This window comes from Bradyrhizobium sp. USDA 10063 (assembly GCF_054063735.1).
In genome coordinates, this window is the sequence record NZ_JBSSGP010000002.1 from 8,575,192 (window position 1) to 8,593,014 (window position 17,823).

11 protein-coding genes and 4 pseudogenes are annotated in these 17,823 nt (G+C 58.1%); 5 read left to right on the forward strand and 10 right to left on the reverse strand.

All coding sequences use genetic code 11. The features are described from left to right. Positions 1–503: 503 nt before the first annotated feature. Positions 504–941, reverse strand: a complete 438-nt coding sequence (locus ACVJGD_RS42120; RefSeq protein ID WP_456639591.1) for a hypothetical protein — start codon at positions 939–941, stop codon at positions 504–506. Between the two features lie 857 nt (positions 942–1,798). On the opposite strand from ACVJGD_RS42120, the gene ACVJGD_RS42125 reads away from it, so the two are divergent. Next, positions 1,799–2,026, forward strand: coding sequence for a phasin family protein (locus ACVJGD_RS42125; protein ID WP_456640560.1), 228 nt, complete (start codon positions 1,799–1,801; stop codon positions 2,024–2,026). A gap of 70 nt (positions 2,027–2,096) precedes the next feature. Here ACVJGD_RS42125 and ACVJGD_RS42130 read toward each other — a convergent pair whose 3' ends face one another. The 3 genes from ACVJGD_RS42130 to ACVJGD_RS42140 all read right to left on the reverse strand — a co-directional run bounded on the left by ACVJGD_RS42130 (position 2,097) and on the right by ACVJGD_RS42140 (position 4,821). Continuing rightward, positions 2,097–3,179, reverse strand: a complete 1,083-nt coding sequence (locus tag ACVJGD_RS42130) for an IS630 family transposase (RefSeq protein WP_456639308.1) — start codon at positions 3,177–3,179, stop codon at positions 2,097–2,099. Between the two features lie 1,000 nt (positions 3,180–4,179). Further along, a complete protein-coding gene (locus tag ACVJGD_RS42135; protein WP_456639592.1) occupies positions 4,180–4,416 on the reverse strand; it encodes a hypothetical protein in 237 nt (78 codons plus the stop codon). A gap of 171 nt (positions 4,417–4,587) precedes the next feature. Next, entirely contained in the window at positions 4,588–4,821 is a 234-nt protein-coding gene (locus ACVJGD_RS42140; RefSeq protein ID WP_456639593.1) for a hypothetical protein, read from the reverse strand. Between the two features lie 653 nt (positions 4,822–5,474). Between ACVJGD_RS42140 and ACVJGD_RS42145 the strand changes: the two are divergent. Then, positions 5,475–5,710: pseudogene (locus ACVJGD_RS42145) on the forward strand (transposase); the annotation flags it as partial. Between the two features lie 368 nt (positions 5,711–6,078). Here the strand turns inward: ACVJGD_RS42145 and ACVJGD_RS42150 are convergent. The 6 genes and pseudogenes from ACVJGD_RS42150 to ACVJGD_RS42175 all read right to left on the reverse strand — a co-directional run. Further along, positions 6,079–6,420 carry an XRE family transcriptional regulator gene (locus tag ACVJGD_RS42150; RefSeq protein ID WP_456639594.1) on the reverse strand — a complete coding sequence of 114 codons (342 nt, stop codon included), beginning with the start codon at positions 6,418–6,420 and terminating at the stop codon, positions 6,079–6,081. A 217-nt stretch (positions 6,421–6,637) separates the two neighbouring features. Then, complete coding sequence (locus ACVJGD_RS42155) at positions 6,638–7,552, reverse strand: SWIM zinc finger family protein (protein WP_456639595.1); 915 nt, start codon at positions 7,550–7,552, stop codon at positions 6,638–6,640. After that, positions 7,553–10,261, reverse strand: a complete 2,709-nt coding sequence (locus tag ACVJGD_RS42160) for a DEAD/DEAH box helicase (protein ID WP_456639596.1) — start codon at positions 10,259–10,261, stop codon at positions 7,553–7,555. It abuts the gene before it with no gap. 81 nt (positions 10,262–10,342) lie between these two features. Beyond that, the gene (locus ACVJGD_RS42165; protein WP_456639597.1) at positions 10,343–10,720 is read right to left on the reverse strand and encodes a hypothetical protein; all 378 of its coding nucleotides are present in this window, start codon (positions 10,718–10,720) and stop codon (positions 10,343–10,345) included. A 9-nt stretch (positions 10,721–10,729) separates the two neighbouring features. Next, positions 10,730–11,099: pseudogene (locus tag ACVJGD_RS42170) on the reverse strand (ATP-binding domain-containing protein); the annotation flags it as partial. Positions 11,100–12,354: 1,255 nt separating this feature from the next. Beyond that, positions 12,355–12,565, reverse strand: a pseudogene (locus tag ACVJGD_RS42175) (GCG_CRPN prefix-to-repeats domain-containing protein); the annotation flags it as partial. Positions 12,566–14,511: 1,946 nt separating this feature from the next. Here ACVJGD_RS42175 and ACVJGD_RS42180 point away from each other — a divergent pair. From ACVJGD_RS42180 to ACVJGD_RS42190, 3 genes and pseudogenes are all read left to right on the forward strand, one after another. Continuing rightward, positions 14,512–15,467 (forward strand): annotated as a pseudogene (locus ACVJGD_RS42180) (amino acid ABC transporter substrate-binding protein). 12 nt (positions 15,468–15,479) lie between these two features. Next, on the forward strand, positions 15,480–16,673 hold the full coding sequence (locus tag ACVJGD_RS42185) for an amino acid ABC transporter permease (protein ID WP_456639598.1): 1,194 nt from the start codon (positions 15,480–15,482) through the stop codon (positions 16,671–16,673). A 92-nt stretch (positions 16,674–16,765) separates the two neighbouring features. Further along, on the forward strand, positions 16,766–17,749 hold the full coding sequence (locus ACVJGD_RS42190) for an amino acid ABC transporter permease (RefSeq protein ID WP_456639599.1): 984 nt from the start codon (positions 16,766–16,768) through the stop codon (positions 17,747–17,749). Positions 17,750–17,823: the final 74 nt, after the last annotated feature.

Here is a 17,823-nt window from a genome sequence, read left to right on the forward strand (position 1 = left end):
GACGGCACCGACTCCTATGCCGGAGACCCCTCGAAGGAGCTTGATGTGTTGGACGCCGTTATCCGCGATCTGACGTGATGCGGCTGTCCGGACTTGGTCACTCCGAGCACCAAGTTCGAACGACAACACTGAGTCAGACCAACGGCGCGCTTTTGCTCAGGCGGCATAATGCAGAAGCGGCGGGTCATCCAAGCTTTGCGAGTGGCATGCCCAGTTTTGACGCGGGCATCTACGATGGGCCGCGGTCAGTTGTCCGGTTCCGACAATTGCCTGCACTGTCCCGCAGCCAAGAGCGTTCGCCGCATCTCCTACGCCTCGGTGATCATGTGCACCGGCTGCTCTCGATGTCTCGGCAATCGCCTTGTCAAGCTGGGCAATCAGACAGATGCGCTTGAAATTCCTTGAAAGTCCCGAAAGACCTACGGTGCGTGACCTGTTCCAAAATCGACAGAACGCTCGCGACGTCTTCCAAACGACAGTAGGACTTAGGCTGGCGCAGGAGGTCATAGTTTGCCCTCGCTCTGTTGGGCTGACCCGGCTGTCGCCTGATCGGCATTGCTGCCAGAGCTCTCGCGCGTCTCGTGCTCACGAATGAATGTGTTATAGCGCGCGGGGTTAACGGCCTTCAGGCGGTTCAACGCGCGCTCAGCTTCCAGGCCGGCGGCCGCGCTGTAACGCTCTTTGATCTTGTTCACCTTGCCTACCATCTTTTCGAGCTCCGCTATTGCGTTTCCGTCCCCTTTGACACCTTTCGTCAGGGGTGCCTTTTTGAGTTCCATAATAGCTCGGGAAAGGGTGTCGAACTGTTCGACTAAGCCAACCTCTTTGATCATCTCCTTATCTTCACTGCGAAAATGCGTTTCAATGTCCTGAGTCACTGCCCCGCTGAGTGGCGCAAAGAAGGGAAAAGCGAACCATGAGAACCAATTAGGGTTTGACATTGATATCCTCTGGACAATCGGGAGGGGGCGTTCTCTCGCAGCCATGTTCCAGCAATCGACATGCCAATCGACGGGTGTCGATACCACTCCAAAGACGAATATATCGCGCCCATTGGGACAACGAACTGAGCGCGCCCCTCGGAATCTTGATTGTTTTGGTGAAGCCCTTGAGGTGCTGCGACCCCTCTTTGGGGGCCGCGGTGCCCCCAAGAGCTTGCGGCAAAGCGTCGGGATCGGGTGGCTTGAAAGCGCGGGTTCGAGAGGGCTCTCCGGTGGCCAGGCGGCGTTGCACGATCTGCTCGGGTGAAGCGCGCTTGACGCGCTGGCGCTCCTGCCTTGATGCAAATGCTGGAGGACTTTATGCCCCATCCAGATATAGCCGCGCGACTGCCGTTCCGCTCGTGACTGCAGTCCGGGCCGAAGCTGTTCTGTCGGATTTCACGCAGCGCCGATTGTCGGTCTTGGGACAATTCGTACAAACGGGCGCGACGCACGATTCAAGCCTCTTGAAGACACTTGTATCAAGCGCTTGCAGAAGCGCCGCAATTCAGTTCGGCACGCTGTTTGCTTCATTGAAGTCAGCATCACCAAGCAACCGGTGATGTCGGTACCCAGCGCATGATGCCCTGCGTTGGGCCGCCTTGTACTCTCTGAGCGCGACCGGCACGAGCCGGCGTAAAATCGCATGCTGGGGCGGGTGCCACTGCGATCGCATTCGCTCACTTAGGAGCATCCGCTGCGCCCCTAAAGCAGGCGGCAATCAGATTTCGATCGTGAGGACTAGCTCTATGAGTGAAACGGAAGCTCCTTCGAAGGCCTGGTTCTCGATTCCCGAATGGCTCGAATCACTCAGGGAGATGCCAAGCAAGCTATTCGTATGGACATCAAAGGAAGCCTTGAGATTTTCGGCTTCGTGTCTGCAGGACCAGGCCACTTACCTCAAGGATCTTGCCGACTGCACAACTCCTTCGGAAGCGCTGAAGTGCCAATTGGATTTTGCGCAGCAATCGTGGTCGAGATCGTTCAGCCACGGGTCGAAGATACTTGAGGGCCTCAACACACACTCGCCATTGAGTAATAGATAATCCACGCGCGACAGGAGGTCCTCACTTATCACCTAGCTAGTGTCCCGACTCTCAAATGCCCTGTAATAACTCATGCTGCCTCGACTTTGACGAGTGCGCCACGGACGCGGTTGATTTTTTCAAGGATCGCGGTGCCTTCGGCCTTCCAGGTGTAGGGTCTTGGGGCGGCATTGCGATCGGAGAGATAGGCTTCGATGTCACGGACGAGTTCGCCGATCGAGGCGAAGCTCCCGGAGCGGATCACGTCCGCGGTCAGATCAGCAAAGAAGCGTTCGACGAGGTTCATCCACGACGAAGATGTCGGCGTGAAGTGGGACTTGAAGCGCGGATGGCGTTCAAGCCACGCCTTGACCTTCGGGTGCTTATGAGTGGCATAGTTGTCCTGGATCAGATGGACGTCGAGTTCCTTGGGCGTTTCGCGGTCGATCTGCTTCAGGAATCTCAGCCATTCGACATGGGTGTGGCGTTCCTCGGTACGCGTGATCAGCTTGCCTTTCATCGCATCGAGTGCGGCAAACAATGTGATCGTGCCGTGCCGGATGTAGTCGTGGGTCATCGTGCGGGGGCGTTTCGGCGCAAGCGGCAGACCGAGCTGAGTACGCTCCAGAGCCTGGCATTGGCTTTTCTCGTCGCAACATAACACCAGAGCCTTGGCCGGTGGATCGAGATAGAGCCCGATCACGTCCCAGAACTTTTCTTCGAATTTTGGATCGTTCGAGAGCTTGAACGTCTTCACGACATGCGGCTTCAAACCGTTCTTCGACCAGATACGCTGCACGGTGCTGTGCGATATACCGGCATGGCGGCCCATGCTGCGCACGCTCCAGCGCTTGCGGCTTTTCGGCGGACGCGTGACTTCGGCGACAACACGTTCGATTTTCTTCTGTGGTATCGACGGCTTGCGCCCGCGACCGACCTTGTCATTGAGACCGTCGAGGCCGTGTGTCTCGAAGCGCGCGGACCATGTCGACACCGTGGGCATCGATGTCTTCAACCGCTCGGCGACACTCTCGATCTTCAGTCCTTCCAGACGCAGCAGGATGATGTTCGCTCGGAAGCGGTCACGATGCGCACTTGTCGACGCCTTGGTCCTGCGCTGCAATTCCGCCCGCACCTCCTCACTCGCAGTGATCATCTTGACTGGCCGCGCCATCCCTCAGCTCCCCGCTTGCCTGCAGCAACCACATTTATTTAAACTGATTTGCGAGACAGAACACTAGATTGGCTTGGTCGGAGCTGCTGCCGCCAACGGATCTCCGAACGGGGGGGCGCCGGTATCCTCGGCAGCAAGCAGGCGGCTCCGGCCCGCAGGTCCTCCGAAGCCGCGGCGCCGGAGCCGTCCCCTTCTCTTGGTCGCACGAAAGCACGACAACTCACCGCCTCAAGCTGACGTAAATCCCGCAAAGCCATATGACGGATGCAGAGCCGGCGACAAATAGGAGGACATATGAGCGGGCAACCATTCCCTCACGAAGACACGGATTTTCCTTGCCAAACAAGACGGAAGATCTCAGCGCGGACTGACATACCTTCTGGCATCCGCATTTCAGCGAGGATTTCCAGCTCGCACTGACCGCCGGAAATGTCGCTCGATGCGCCCGAATCACAAGCGCATGCACGGACTGGAGGTGACACGGCGCCTCTGGTGGCTACTGCTCCGCCGCTCAACGCCGCCCAGCCTCAGCGGTGGGGCGGATAGTCGCTTCCTAGATCCAGAGCACTCACCGGGAGCAGACAGGGACCAAAGCGAGCCCAGCGATACGTTAGCATCGTCGCTGGGTTCGGACGTGATGAATATCGAAGCATGATCAGGAAGATCGGTGCTGCTCTTCGGACGAGGCACGCCCTACGTTGCTGGAAACAGCGGATCACTTCCGATTTTCGGCCGCGCCCATGAGCCGTGATTGTATGCGAACCAGTCCGTCGCTCAGCGTTGCGGCTTCTTCAAACCGCGTCTCCCGGTAGCGCGCGCTGGATGTGGGATCGTGCACGAAAGCCTTAGCCGGTTCACAGAGCCGGCGGAGCGGCGTCCTTACCATTGGGCTGCAAGGTGGACAGCGTCAACGCGGTGAGGGCACCGGCGCCGAGAACCACTTAGAAAGATCGGATCAATTGCCGGATTGGTGCCATCGCCTCGCTCGCATTGTGGCGGATCAGGAGCGGCAGCCAAAGCTCGGGAGGTCTGCAAAGCCAACGGTCGGAACAACGTTGGTAAAGTAGTCTTTGCCGTCAGGCCACCGCTCGCTCAGAAACGCCGACGTGACCCGATTGGCGGCCTGCGCAGAGCCAACATTCAGAGGCTTGTTGACCAGATCGGGTGGTCCAAACAGAACGGTTCGATCGCGCGAAAGCAGCAGCACCTCGATAGCGGGTGCCTGCAAGGCGACCATGCCCTCTGCCACCCAGTTCCAATTCAGGTGAGCTCCGATCACTCCGGCAACGGAACCGGCGTGGGTGCAGCCAAGTCGATGAAGCGATACGGTTCAGGAGAGGCAGGTAACAGGCTCGCGAGGAGTTCTGCCTCATGTACGTCGATAGCCGTCGGCCCGTGAAGGCCGCGCCTAAAGCCACGGTCGCTGCCCGACCGTTGCGCCCGCGAGCATTCCATATGTGACTGCCAGAACCTTGCCGTTGAGATCCGCAATGCCGAGCCAGGTGTAGTGGCTATTGAGGCGGCTCATGAACTGGATCTGCTCGCGCGCGCTCGCCGGGTCGGTTGGATCGATCATGGTGGCGAGCCGTGCCACGTCCATCCAGGCGCCGTAAAGCCGGCGCGCCAGGAGACTGGCGCTCAATTCGCCCCTGGTCTTCAGTTTCTCAACTGCAGAGTTCCTGGCCGCGCTGCCGCAGGGCAGCCGTATAGAATGTTGCGGTCACGATGGTTGTGCACCAATCTTCCAGCGGCGCGCATCGCTTTGATGTAACGATCCTTTTTTCCGAAGTAACGGCTATTAGGGTATGGACCTGGATCGGTCCCCGGTGATCCAACGTGAACATCATACTCGCGACCCTCTGCGCATGGCTCTTTTGCTTAGAGCACGCTGGATCACGAACGAGTCTACACCACGTTCTGCGAACTCTCGAAAACAGACATAAATTGAAGATGCCAGGACTCACGTCGACGCGAGTGCTCAGCTCAACGTGGTGCCGTCGCTGAGTTCGTTGGAAATGAGGGGGGCGTAGTGTCCGGGGTGATCAACCTTGAATCATCCGGCGTTAGCGTGTCGGACTGGAGACCACGCCATGACGAGCACTACCACGAAGCCCGATTCTTCGCTGCCTGCAGCCGAGGTGGCTGTTGATCTTTTCGACAACTGGTTCTCTCCGCTCGAGACCGGAGCTGCGGGCTCGGGCTCGCGGGTTCATCGAAGAGCTGATCGCGGCGAGCTCGACGCTGGGGCCGCTGCAGCCCGCGCCGGACGAGATCGTCGATCACACTGCGCCAGGCCGCGGCGCTCTCGCCGCCCACTTCCTCATCGTCGACGGGGCGCTGGGCCTCGACAAGGCCATCGCCGCCGTGTGGGACGGCGTGCCGGTCCAGCGCTGCACGGTGCACAAGCACAGGAATCTGCTGGCGCACACCCCGAGCGCCTGCATGAGGAGATCACTGCCGACTACAGCGACATGATCTACGCGACGACCTGCGAAGAGATCGAGGCCCGCCGCAAGGCGTTCATCCGCAAATAGCGGCTCGCGGACGGCATGATCGAGGCCAACAAGGGCTTCCGACGATTGGCGTACAAGCGATTACCGGTTCTGCGTGCGGCCTTCAAGCTCGCCACAATCGCATGACGATCAACCCCCGTTGCCCAACGACTCTTCTTCGACTCGATCAAGCCAGATCGGCACAAATTTGAAGCCTTCGTTGCGAGGCGGCGAGAGCTGCCGACTGGTGTTCTAGTACCCACTTTTCTTGGATCGTGAGTCGTAATTCAAGATATGGATGATACCCGAAGCAAGAGAAGTCCACCTTCCGAGGAAAGATCGCAAAGGTGCTTGAGGCGCAGTGTTGTCGCTCAGCGTGATGTATACGAAGCATTTCGGTGTTGCCTTTAGAAGTCATTGTCTAGCCCCCCGGATTTGCGCGCGCGCTTGCGTTCCCGCGTCGCTTGCAAGGCGATGCCTTCTTTATCCCTTGAAGGTTCGGCAAGTTCTTCGAGAGGTTGGAGCATGTCGTAGAGCCACAGCAACCCTGCATAGACCACGATGCCCGTCGATGCTTTGCCCTTCTCAGCGTCCATGACAGCGCGCAGCCCCGTTCCGATTCTGCTGGCTGCATCCTCAATCGTCATGTTGCGCCGGATTCGTGCGGTACGCAGATCGGCTCCCAATTGCTTGAGGGCCCGCGATACGTGGTAGGGCGGCGCCTTTTGAAGTTTGTTGATTGCTACCATGCTCTTAAAGGCAAACTAGTTTATTTATAGTGCTCTTAAGAGCATATACGGATCTTACGAACTTTTCGAGAATTTGCTTTTAAGGGCTCATAATGTCCGATAATATGCTCTTAAAAGCATAAAAAACTCGCCAAGCGGCTAAAGAAGCCTGAAGCCATTCCGTATGCCGTTGCCTTGGATAAGGCATCAAAGGCGGCCGGCTTCAGTCTCGATGGCGTCACTCTTGTCGCCGCCGAGTGCGCCGTTTCCTGGCACTTGCTCGGGTTGTCTTTTTCGTTCCCGAACTGGCCCGAGTCGCGCGATGTAAGGCGACATCGGTCTTCGCTGCTGGCTTGGTCTTTCCGGCAGATATCTTGCGTTTTTGCGTCTTGGACTGGTGGGGTCGCTTTGGGACTGTGAAGGCAGGATTTGGGGTATCGGGAGTTTCGGCCATCTCTAGCCCGAATAGAGCGGCGACATCGCTTTCATCAAGCACCTTCGCTGCGCCTGGCGCCGTTGTTAGCGGAGAACCTTGTCCAGCGCTGGCGAGCATTTCAGTTTCATCCACATCACGCAGCACGAAAAGAAGCTGAGGCTTTTCATCTAGCCTGGCGCCGACACCATACAGTGCTGCCGCAACGTGCTTGCACATGTCTGCCCAATCTGGACAGCTGCAGGACAGCTTGATTTCCGTCGGCGACGGAAAGAGGCCGTCACCCTCTCGACAGACCCGGTCCATCACGCCTTTCGCCAAGCGGCCCTGCAGGAGCTCAACTAGCGAATCGACGGTCCCGGCGCAGTCCCGACAGATGGATTTCCAGCGTGCCCGCGTAACCGGTGCAATGGAAATCTTGATTTGGTAGAGTTCAGACCCGGCGACCATTGCCGAGATCTCACCCTTGGCAATTTGCAGGTCGATAACGGAGCCGTTTCGGACATAGGTCCGGCCGCGCGGCAAGCGGTTCTCATAGTCGCTGTATCGTTCGAGGTTGACGCACCAAGACTTGCCCCAGAAGCTCTTGGTGATTATGCGTCCCTCGATCGTCACGGGCGCAACGGATCGTCCCTGCTTCTTGAGCTTGGCCAACTTGCGTTCTGCCTGCCGCCGCTTCTCAGCTACCGGCACGTAGGCGTGCCACCCGTAGTAGCTCATTCATTCCCCTTCCTTCATCGCCGCACCCAAATCGAGAGTCACGAGTTTAAGCAACTCCTCATCTTTCATCTCAGTCAACAGGATGTCAGCTCCGCCGCTGAGAAAATCCCCAGCCAATTGTTTCTTCGACTCGATCATATGGTCGATCTTTTCCTCTACGGTGCCGCGACAAAGGAACTTGTGCACAAGCACATTCTTGGTCTGTCCGATTCGGAAGGCACGGTCGGTGGCTTGGTTTTCGACAGCCGGATTCCACCACCTATCGAAATGAATGACATGCGAGGCCGCTGTGAGATTGAGCCCGGTGCCGCCTGCTTTGACCGAGAGCACGAAGAACGGGACGTCTTCGTCTTCCTGAAATTGGCGCACCAGGTCCTTGCGCTTCTTAACTTCTGTCTCGCCATGCAGGACGAGGCCGGGCCTGCCGAATATGGAGCCCAGGAACGCCACTAGTGGCGCCGTTGTCTCCTTGAACTGGGTGAAGACAAGTGCCTTCTCCTGCCGGGCGGCAACCACTTCCGCGATGTCGCGCAGACGCCCAAGCTTACCGCTATCCTCCTCGTTCCACGCGCCGTCGCCGAGCCACTGCGATGGATGGTTGCAGATTTGCTTCAAACGCATGAGAAAAGCTAGGATGATGCCTCTCCGTTTTATTCCATCGACCTCTTCGAGATGGCCGGCTAGCTCTGCCACTGCTTGCTGATAGAGCGCCGCCTGCTTGCGACTCAAGGGGCAGAAGGTTTTCACCTCGGTCTTGTCGGGCAGGTCGGCAATGATGCTCTTGTCGGTCTTCAGCCGTCGCAGGATATAGGGGCGCACCAGGTCGCGGAGCGGACCGTAAGGGTTATGTGGCCGGTCGGCGAGGCGTTTGACCAATGCCGAAAATTCCTTCGACGATCCCAACAGACCAGGATTAATGAAGTCGAAGATCGACCAAAGGTCACCGAGCCGATTCTCGATGGGTGTGCCGGTCAGCGCAATGCGCATTTCTGCCTTGAGCCTCTTGACCGATTTTGTCTGCTTGGCAGCCGGGTTCTTGATGGCCTGTGCTTCATCGAGCACCACAAACCGCCATGAAGTAGTTTCTAGCCAAGGCGTACGCGTCAGAAATCCGTAGCTCGTGGTTACGAGATCGACGTCTGAGAATTTGTCCGCACTGTATGCGTTCAATTTCTCGGACGGCGCAGCTGATGGATGGACCACGACTGTTTTCAGGCTTGGCGCAAATCGGGAAATCTCGGCGGCCCAATTGGCTAACAACGAGGCGGGGGCTACGAGCAGGCAAGGTTTCCGATTTGCCCTGTCCTCATTCTTGACTACCAGCAGCAGCAGCGACAACACCTGGATGGTTTTGCCGAGCCCCATATCGTCGGCAAGGCAAGCCCCAAGCTTGAGCTGCGTTAGCAGATAGAGCCATTGCACACCCGACTGCTGATAGGGTCGCAGCGTACCCTGAAAATATTGACCGGGGTCGACCCGCATGAGCCAATCGGGATGGCGCAAGGTCGCCAGCGTCTCCGCCAGCCAGGGGCCGGCAACGGTCTGGCTCCAATCGATGTCGGCTGGTGCGGCAGTTTTATCTCCGGCAATGCCAGCCCCAGCCAGCATTCGCATCGCCTCACCGAACGAAAGACCATCGGCAGCGGCGCGGCGCTCGATGGCCTCAAATTGCTCGAGTGTGCGATTCAGTCGTTCATGATCGACCTCGACCCACTTGCCACGGATTAAGAGCAATCCATCGGCATGCGCCAGGAGTCGCTTGATCTCGGCCTTCGAGAGGCTTTCGCCCTCGAGCGTCACCTCCATTCGGAAGTCGAGCAGCGCGTCCATCCCCAACTGTGATGGCGCATTGCCCCCGACCGTTGCTTTCACTTGCGGGCGTGCGGGGTGGTTCATACGCCAACTCGCGGGCATTCGCACGACCACCCCGGCGCTTTCGAGCGCGGGAACATCCTTCAGGAATTGCAGAGCCTGTTGTGGGCTCCAGCGCAGCGGGTGAAAGATATCGCCGGCATTGACCATCGTCTTCAACCAAGGGCAACTCTCGGCGGCGCGCTGGACGGGCATCAGCAGCGAGAGCAGGCGTTGGCGGTTCCTCGCACCTGAATACTCCTGCAAGGCTTTGCCGAGCGGCAGATGCTGGGCCTTGGCCTCAACCGAGAGTCGGGTCGTGTAGGTCGCGAGAAACGCGAACGGGGCTTCTTCGTCCTTCCGGTTCTCCGCGAGGTTGAAATGAACGCGCCCAACCAAATTCCATGCCGGATGACGGCTCTTGAGGAACTCCTGCACGGAGAGCTTGGCTTGCACCAACTCGGCATCAAAGGCCGCATCCAAACCACGCCAAAGATTGGCCAGGACAGACGTCGTCAGGTATTCCGCGCCGGTCATAGGCGGAACGGCCGCTGCCATCGTGTCCAACTCGCCGTCGGCGGGGATCGGCACAGGTGGCTTGGTGCGGCCGTCTCCAACACCCGGAAGAGCGCACAGTGCAGTCATGTAGCGTATTCCGAGCTCTCGCCAATACGACAACACCGGTGGGAGAACCGTCGCGACTTCGTCGGCGCCGAGCCACAACAATCCGTGCCCCGAGCCCCTTAAAAATGCTGCCTCCAGCCGCAAGCCCTGATCGGGCTCTAACGCATGAGCTTGCGCCGTTTGACGCAGCGTCAGCAAACCATGCGGGGTAAGAACGAGTTCCAGCGTCATCATGACGGTGAGACCTTACGACCGGGAATGTCCACGATTTTGGAGGTAAGCCGCGCGCCAATCGAAAAGTAATTTGCCATTCTGTCACGAAGTACCGAGCATGGGTGCGGTCAGCAATTCCTTGACCAGCATGAACTGCTGAACGCACTCCGCGACTGCGGCAGGACCCTCACGGAGAAGATCATCCTCCTCCAAAACATCAACGTTCCTTTCGTTACGCGAACGCTCGATGTGCGCTAACTGTGCGCCAATCTCATCCGGCGTAAACATGCGTCTCACCTCGGAAACAAACCGCGGCAGTTCCCGAGCGAAGTCGGGATGTCTGGAGGCAGCACTGGCAAAGCTCATCAACTTCTCACCGACAACGTAGTCGAAGGCCGCCGTGAGCCCGAATCGAACCTTGATCGTTTGAGCCGCCTCGCACTGTTCGATCCAAATATTATGCGCTTTGCGTACATTCATAGTCGGCCCTCATCTTATCGGCATCGACAATGTTCTTGATGCCTGCCACTCGTTCAATTTCGACCACCGCCTTCGCCCCGAAACGTTCCGAACCGCGATGGCGACGGCCTTCTTCTGACCGACCATAACGACCAGCTTCTTGCCCTGGGGTGACGCCGGTATAGAGCAGGTTTCGCTGCAGCATGGTGTAATGCTGCGTCATCACCAGGATCACAACGGCGAAGTATTCCGAACCCTGGCTCTTATCGATGGTTGCGTAGGCCGGCACCAGCGTGTCTAGCTCGCCAAACCCATAAATGACCGTGCGGCCGTCGAATCTTGCAATGAGTTCGCTGTCTTCGAAACTAACATCGTCGATATGGCCGATGTCGCCGTTATAGGCCAGTGCAACCAGATCAAGGTTGGCGATGTAGGCGTCAATTGCCCGCACCGGGTTAGTCGCGTCGATGTATTCCTCGATACGCGGTGGCAGGAGGCTGGTCTGCTCGCGGCATGAACCGCGTTTGAATGCACGAATCGTCATGCGACAAATCGTACACCATCGGCGGCCGAGAATTCTTGCCCAGCCTCTGACGCGTTGACCACGTGTCCACAGCAACAGCAGCGGGCAGAGTCTCTGGCAGCGTGATAGAAAGTAATCAGGAGCGGTCAGTTTCCAACTAACAAACCGGCTCAAGCGGTTCCGCTCCGCAGGTCCATTTCACAGTCACACCGTAGGCTGACATATCGGTCTTCATTGTTGCCTCCTCTCAATGAGGATCAATCAGTGATGCCGGTCGGCAGCTCCTGCCGCGGGGCAGCGAGACACACTCAAGAGTCGTGCCAACTGCCCGGGAAGAGCTCCCGAAAAGCCGTCCTGCATTTTATTCAACGACTTAACCGCGAGCGGGGCAGCCCCGTCGGTCGAGTATCATGTGTCGCGGACGCGACAAAACGGGCAATTGAGAGCAACCCAAATCACCTCGGAAGAGCTGCAACCAGAAGTAGGGGCTGGCGTTGTCACCCGCGAGCCATGTTCTTTCGCAGAGTTCGTTAACGCGCGCCACACCGTCTCCGGAGTGGGGCGCTCTGGACCTTGCGGGTGATCAGCTCTCAAATGGACTTGGTCCTCATGGTTTAGGCGTTACTTGCCGGGCTTCTTCGATGCGCAATCCTTCGCATTCCGGTCGACATCTCACGCAGATAGCGTCCTGACGCTCGAAGATAAAACTCACCACAAACTGACCAGAGAGAAATGACCGGCTAACGTGTAATCGGCGGAAGTCCAGTCTTCGCCTCGGCGTGCGCCACTTTGGATCGATTGGTGTCTCGAGCCGAAGCGGCTTCTGCCTGTCGTGGCGCCCCAATCATGTCTCAAGGTAATCGGCCATCGTCGCTGTCAAGGCCAATCTAGGTCGCAAGGTCAATTTCGCAGTTTCGCGGTAGCACCAAGCGGACGCGATCGCGGATGATGGGTGGGCTAGCATAGAAACTGGAGGATTTGAGTAGCGGGGTCCGCTACATCCCGATACCGAACATCACGGGAACTGTCTTCCTATAGGAGGGCAGGCTAACTCGCCAAGCGGCATCTTCAGAGCACAAACCGTCGTTTATGCACATCCCGACGCTAAACCGTCCATTGGGCGAGTCCCGAGCTATTTCCAGCCGCCGCCCGGCAGACGACCATGATATGGCGTGTCGCGACAACGACCCCACGGCTCCCGCCAGTAGCCCGGAGGGCAGCCGTTCCAACGGGTAAGCGTTGCGATACGGCCCGAAGTAGCCGCGCGGGTAAGGTCCGGTCCCGAACGAGTGACAAGCGCCATTTGGTCCGCGGTATGCGCCACGTCCACATCCGTTGGCGACTTGCGCAGCGCTACCAGGTGCATGTGAACCAGATTTACGCCTGGAAGAAGCAGCTTCAGGATCAAGCGGTTCGGGCGTTCGACGCGGGCGCTGGTCGGGATGGCGAGGCGGCCCACGAACTGGAGGTCGAGAAGCTCCACGCCAAGATCGGACAATTGACGGCAGAGCGAGATTTCTTAGCCAGTGGGTCCGGAAGATGAGCGCGCCGGATCGCCGAGGATTGCTTCAGCGCGATCATGAGAGTCTATCGATCCGCCGGCAATGCCAACTGCTGGGCGTTGCGCGATCGCGCGTATATCGGCCGCCGCGGCCGGCCAACGACAACGACCTTGAGCTGATGCGGCGGATCGACCGGCTGAGCGCGCCTTCGACAGCCTCGACGGCGGTCATTTCGGCTCCGCACGCGCCGCAGAACGCGCGGCGCGGGCGCTCGTCGAGCGGCGCTCGCGGCGACCATCAAGCGCGTTAACAACCAGCTGAGCGTCCGAAAGGAGCAGCCGGCCAAAGGTGCGTGGCGCCGGGCCAGCAGAGCTTGCTCGGGGTGCTTGAATTCGACTCCACGGGTCTCTCTAGACCGTCCCCCGCGTCGCGTTTCCCGCGGGGAATGTCTGTTATCGAAGTGCTGGACGAGCACCTACTCTTGATTGCGCCCGAATTCCCCGGATGGCCAAAGCGCGCTGTATCCTTCATCGCGACAGCGTCGACTTCCCACCGGAATGACGTTGATCAGCATACTGTCAACGGTTGTCGGTCCGGCTCCTCCTGACTTCGAATGCGATGCGTCGGTGCGTGCGGCGTAACATCGTTGGTCGAGACATCTGGTTGACGCATGGGCAAGCTGTGAAAACATCAGTGCAAACCAACGTGTCGGCTTCACACCGCGATCGAAGATGCGCGAGGCAAATTCGGGAGCAGCCCCACCGAACACGATCCCACTTGATCATCGCGCCAACTATCGATGCCGATAGACAAGGTGAATTTCGCTTCGCGATTATTGCTCTGGAATGTTTGCCCGTGCGGCACAATTATTGAAAACACAATCTCGACAATCTGTCGTAATGTTCTCTCCGTCGTCACGGAAGGATGTCTCGACTCGTCGGGAGATGCAAACGCGCGAACTCGTTGTGAGGTTTGTGCGGTCAGGGGGTGAAGGTGGATCTGAGACGCACTGTGGAAATCAGGGCTCCCCTGGTTAGGATTGATGACCGTGCATGGACGGCCGTTGAGAAACACAAGCTCCGGGGACTGGCGAGCAAGAGGGCACCTGTTGGAAAGATCGCACGAGTATTGAAGCGCAGCACCGCTTCGATCGAGACTATGGCAGTTAAGCTCGGTGTCACGCTGGCCGACAATGCCTAGCGCGACGTTCGCAATCCGATCTGGCGACGCTCGGTTAAGGCATTGGTAGAATGCGTGGGTTGACTTTTTTAAAGAGACCCGCGGCGGCGAAACTCCCCATCAAATTGAGTGCCAACTGTGTAGTGTCGCTCCTCGATGCGGCTCGGCGATATCGCTCTACGGGTCGACGACGAGCAAAAAAAGACCGCTGCAGACTTCTCGAAATGCGTCGGCTGCGCAATTGCGCTCGGGAATCTATCCCGCCCAAACATGAGATCAAAGAGCGATGTGACGTTCATTCGTCATTGTCCCGTGGACTTAGAATAGCCGAGCCATGGTGAGCGCGAAATTAGATAGCCATTCCATTGACCGTTCGGATTGCTCATTGGATAGTCGGGTTGTCACGCGGCGCCCACGGGGTTGCTACATGAGATATGACCATCTGGTGGTGATCCGGTATCTGCTCAGGAGCTGAGCCGGTCAGTTAGAACGGAACCGTCTCGAGCGCTTCCGCAGCGACGTGCCGCCACAATCAGGAGACAAGAATGTCCGCCCGCGCCACTTGGTGCAAATTGATTGCAGCGTCGCTTGTCGGCGCCTCTCTTGCCATGTCGACCGCCGCTTCAGCTGGGCCCACTCTCGATAGGATTAAGTCGCGCGGAGTTGTCAAAATCGGCGTCGGTACCACGCCGGGTTTTTCTTCTCCGGACGACAATGGCCGGTGGCAGGGCTTTTTCGTCGACTACGGGCGCGCGCTGGCGATTGCCGTGTTTGGAGATGCCAACAAAGTAGAGTTCACGAGTTCGTCGCCTCAGCAACGCCTTCCTGCACTTCAGGCGGGCGAATTTGACGTGCTGCTGTCCGGCGTAACCGTCACCATCACCCGCGCCTTCAAGCTTGGCTTCCACTTTGGGCCGACCATCTTCTATGATGGGCAAGCAATTCTCGTGCGAAAGGACACTGGCGTGTCGTCAGCATCGCAGCTGGATGGCGCCACGATCGGCATTCAGAGCGGTACGACGGGTGAGCTGAATATGGCAGATTTCGGAAAAACAGGCATAGCTTCAAACCGGTGACGATCGAGGATACAAGCGAGTTCGTCGCGGCGCTCGAGTCCGGCCGCGTCGATGCTATCACGCAGGATGCGTCGGATCTCGCCGGTAAGTTGACTCAACTCAAGAAGCCAAACGACTACGTTCTCCTGCGCGAGCGCCTCTCCAAGGAGCCGCTGGCACCTGCGATTGCTGGCGGAGATGATCGTTGGCTCGAAATCGTCAATTGGACGGTGAATGCCACGATCCAAGCCGAGGAATGGGACATTACCTCGCAAAATATCGACAGCTTCCTCAAGTCTGATGATCCCGCCGTCAAACGGTTTCTCGGTGTCGATACCTCTCTTGCGCAAGCAATCGGGCTTGATCCCAAATGGGCGTACAACATCATTAAGACGGTGGGCAATTACGGCGAGATCTTTGATCGGCACTTGAAGCCGCTCGGCTGGGAGCGCGGCTACAACAAACTTTGGACGAATGGTGGTTTGCTCTATTCCCCACCATTCCGCTGATAAGCCTGGATCATGAATGTCGCGCTCAAACCTGCGTGCGTGAGCAGGAGATCGTGGCTGCGGCGACGGATATCGGCCTGGTTGGGTCCGAGACCCGGGACCCAGATAGCGATTGTCCTTGCGCTTATCGCGATTTTCTTCGTGCTCGGTTCCAATATAGCTGGCACGATGGCCCGGGTCGGGAGCGCTCCGGGGTTCGGGTTCCTGACTCGTGCCGCGAATTTCGAGATCGGTGAAAGCACGATAGCGTTTCACGCAGGAGATACTTATGCACGAGCGATTGTGGTAGGGCTCGTGAACACGGCGAAAATCGCGTTACTAGGGTGCGGTTTGGCAACCATCCTCGGCGTAGCGCTCGGCGTGATGCGACTTTCCGGCAATCTGGCACTGTCCGGCTTGGTCCGCGCGTACGTCGAGATCGTCCGCAACACGCCCCTTCTGCTGCAGCTCTTCTTCTGGATTGCACTCGCTCATGCTCTTCCGGTGCCGCGCCGCGCAATCGTACTGTTCCATTCTGTTTTGTTGACCAATCGCGGGCTGTTTGTCCCCGGACTGATCGTTCATGCTCTTTCCTGGGGGACGATACTGCTTGTCGTTGCCGTTATAGCCGCCTGGATCGGCTTGGTGTGGTGGGGTTGGCGCCAGAAGCCTTTTGGATTTCTATCGCCGATATCAGTGAGCATCCTCGCCATCGTTTTGCTTGCCACAATCGTCTTCGTCACGGACACGAGCGTTGCACTCGAGATTCCAACAATAAGCGGCTTCAATGTTCAGGGCGGATGTAGCTTGACGCCGGAGTTCGCGGCACTTCTTGCGGGACTCACGGTGAAATTCTCTGCAATCATTTCCGAGATCGTGCGCGCCGGCATCCTTTCAGTCCGTGAAGAGCAGTGGGATGCTGCTCGTGCGCTTGGACTTCATCGCGGTAAGATCATCCGGCTGGTCGTCCTGCCGCAGGCTCTGCGCGTTATCACTCCGCTGAGTACGTCCAGCTATCTCGATCTGGTCAAGGATTCTAGCCTTGCCGTCGCGATTGGCTATCCGGACATCATGAACATCGTCAATACGACGGCGAATACGACCGGACAGGCGTTCGAGGCGCTGCTGATCGTCGTCGTGCTCTACTTGAGCTTGAATCTTTTCGTGTCGGTATTGATGGGTGTCTATAACAGCAGGGTCGCGCTGCGCGGTGAGAAGTTGGCATGACGGCGTTTGGGCTCGATCGGATCCGCGCGGGAAAGTCAGCACCGTGCTGGACCAAGTCTCGGGCGAGTCTGTTTAGGACTTGGTTGAACTCGTTGGTCACCCTCCTTGTGTTGTTGCTGGTGGTTTGGACCCTGTCGCCGCTTGTGCGCTGGCTGCTTCTGGATGCAACTTGGCGTGGCACATCAACCGATTGCATGGCGCATGATGGTGCGTGTTGGGCATTCGTGACAGCCAAGATACGCTTCATCATCTTTGCCTTCTATCCGGCTGAACTCTATTGGCGGCCTACGCTGGTCTGCCTGCTGTTGGTTGCCCTGCTAACGGTGACAGCGATACCATGCTTTTGGCGACGACAGCTTCTGATCGGCTGGCCCACCGTCATCATCTTGTGCTGGTTGCTCCTGGCGGGCATCCCTGGTGGATCAGCGGTATCGTCGAACCAGTGGGGCGGATTGCCTGTGACCTTATTGGTCTGGGTAGTCTGCTTCGCTCTTTCGGTTCCTCTGGCTATTTTGGTAGCACTTGCGCGGCGCTCGAAACTGCGCGCCGTACGCATGCTCGCGGTCGCGTATGTCGAGGTCATGCGAGCGGTACCGATGGTCGCAATCCTCTATTTTGCGACGCTCATATTGCCCATGGCACTTCCCGCGGGTCAGTCCCTAGAAAAGATGCCACGCGCGATGATCATGATCACCCTGTTCTGGACCGCCTATGTCGCCGAAGTCGTGCGTGGTGGCCTTCAGACCGTTCATATTGGCCAGGAGGAGGCTGCAGCCGCGCTCGGCTTAGGTTATTGGCGATCCATGCAGCTGATCTTACTGCCTCAGGCGCTGCTTTTCATCATCCCGGGTTTGGTCAACCACGCGATCGGATTTCTGCTCGCGACATCGCTGCTCGCCGTCATCGGGTTAGTCGACATTCTGAGCGCCGCCAAGTCATCGGCGTCCGATCCTAATTGGATCGGATTCTATAGTGAGGCCTACTTGGTCGTCGCTGTCATCTACTTTGCGATCGGCTACGGCGGCTCGCGTTACAGTCTTTGGTTGGAGCGACGGCTTGGCAGATCCAGTCGTTAGTCTCAGAAGCGGAGAAGCTACGCTGCAGTCCTAGGATGGCAGCGGAGGCCGCGTTTACACGCCCGAAGTCAGGG

What these genes read in the sequence shown, in the direction of transcription:
- ACVJGD_RS42165 (WP_456639597.1), bottom strand. Translation starts at nt 10,720, where the DNA reads ATGAATGTACGCAAAGCGCATAATATTTGGATCGAACAGTGCGAGGCG.
- ACVJGD_RS42185 (WP_456639598.1), top strand. Translation starts at nt 15,480, where the DNA reads ATGAATGTCGCGCTCAAACCTGCGTGCGTGAGCAGGAGATCGTGGCTG.
- ACVJGD_RS42135 (WP_456639592.1), bottom strand. Translation starts at nt 4,416, where the DNA reads ATGGTCGCCTTGCAGGCACCCGCTATCGAGGTGCTGCTGCTTTCGCGC.
- ACVJGD_RS42120 (WP_456639591.1), bottom strand. Translation starts at nt 941, where the DNA reads ATGTCAAACCCTAATTGGTTCTCATGGTTCGCTTTTCCCTTCTTTGCG.
- ACVJGD_RS42160 (WP_456639596.1), bottom strand. Translation starts at nt 10,261, where the DNA reads ATGATGACGCTGGAACTCGTTCTTACCCCGCATGGTTTGCTGACGCTG.
- ACVJGD_RS42125 (WP_456640560.1), top strand. Translation starts at nt 1,799, where the DNA reads ATGCCAAGCAAGCTATTCGTATGGACATCAAAGGAAGCCTTGAGATTT.
- ACVJGD_RS42155 (WP_456639595.1), bottom strand. Translation starts at nt 7,552, where the DNA reads ATGAGCTACTACGGGTGGCACGCCTACGTGCCGGTAGCTGAGAAGCGG.
- ACVJGD_RS42130 (WP_456639308.1), bottom strand. Translation starts at nt 3,179, where the DNA reads ATGGCGCGGCCAGTCAAGATGATCACTGCGAGTGAGGAGGTGCGGGCG.
- ACVJGD_RS42150 (WP_456639594.1), bottom strand. Translation starts at nt 6,420, where the DNA reads ATGGTAGCAATCAACAAACTTCAAAAGGCGCCGCCCTACCACGTATCG.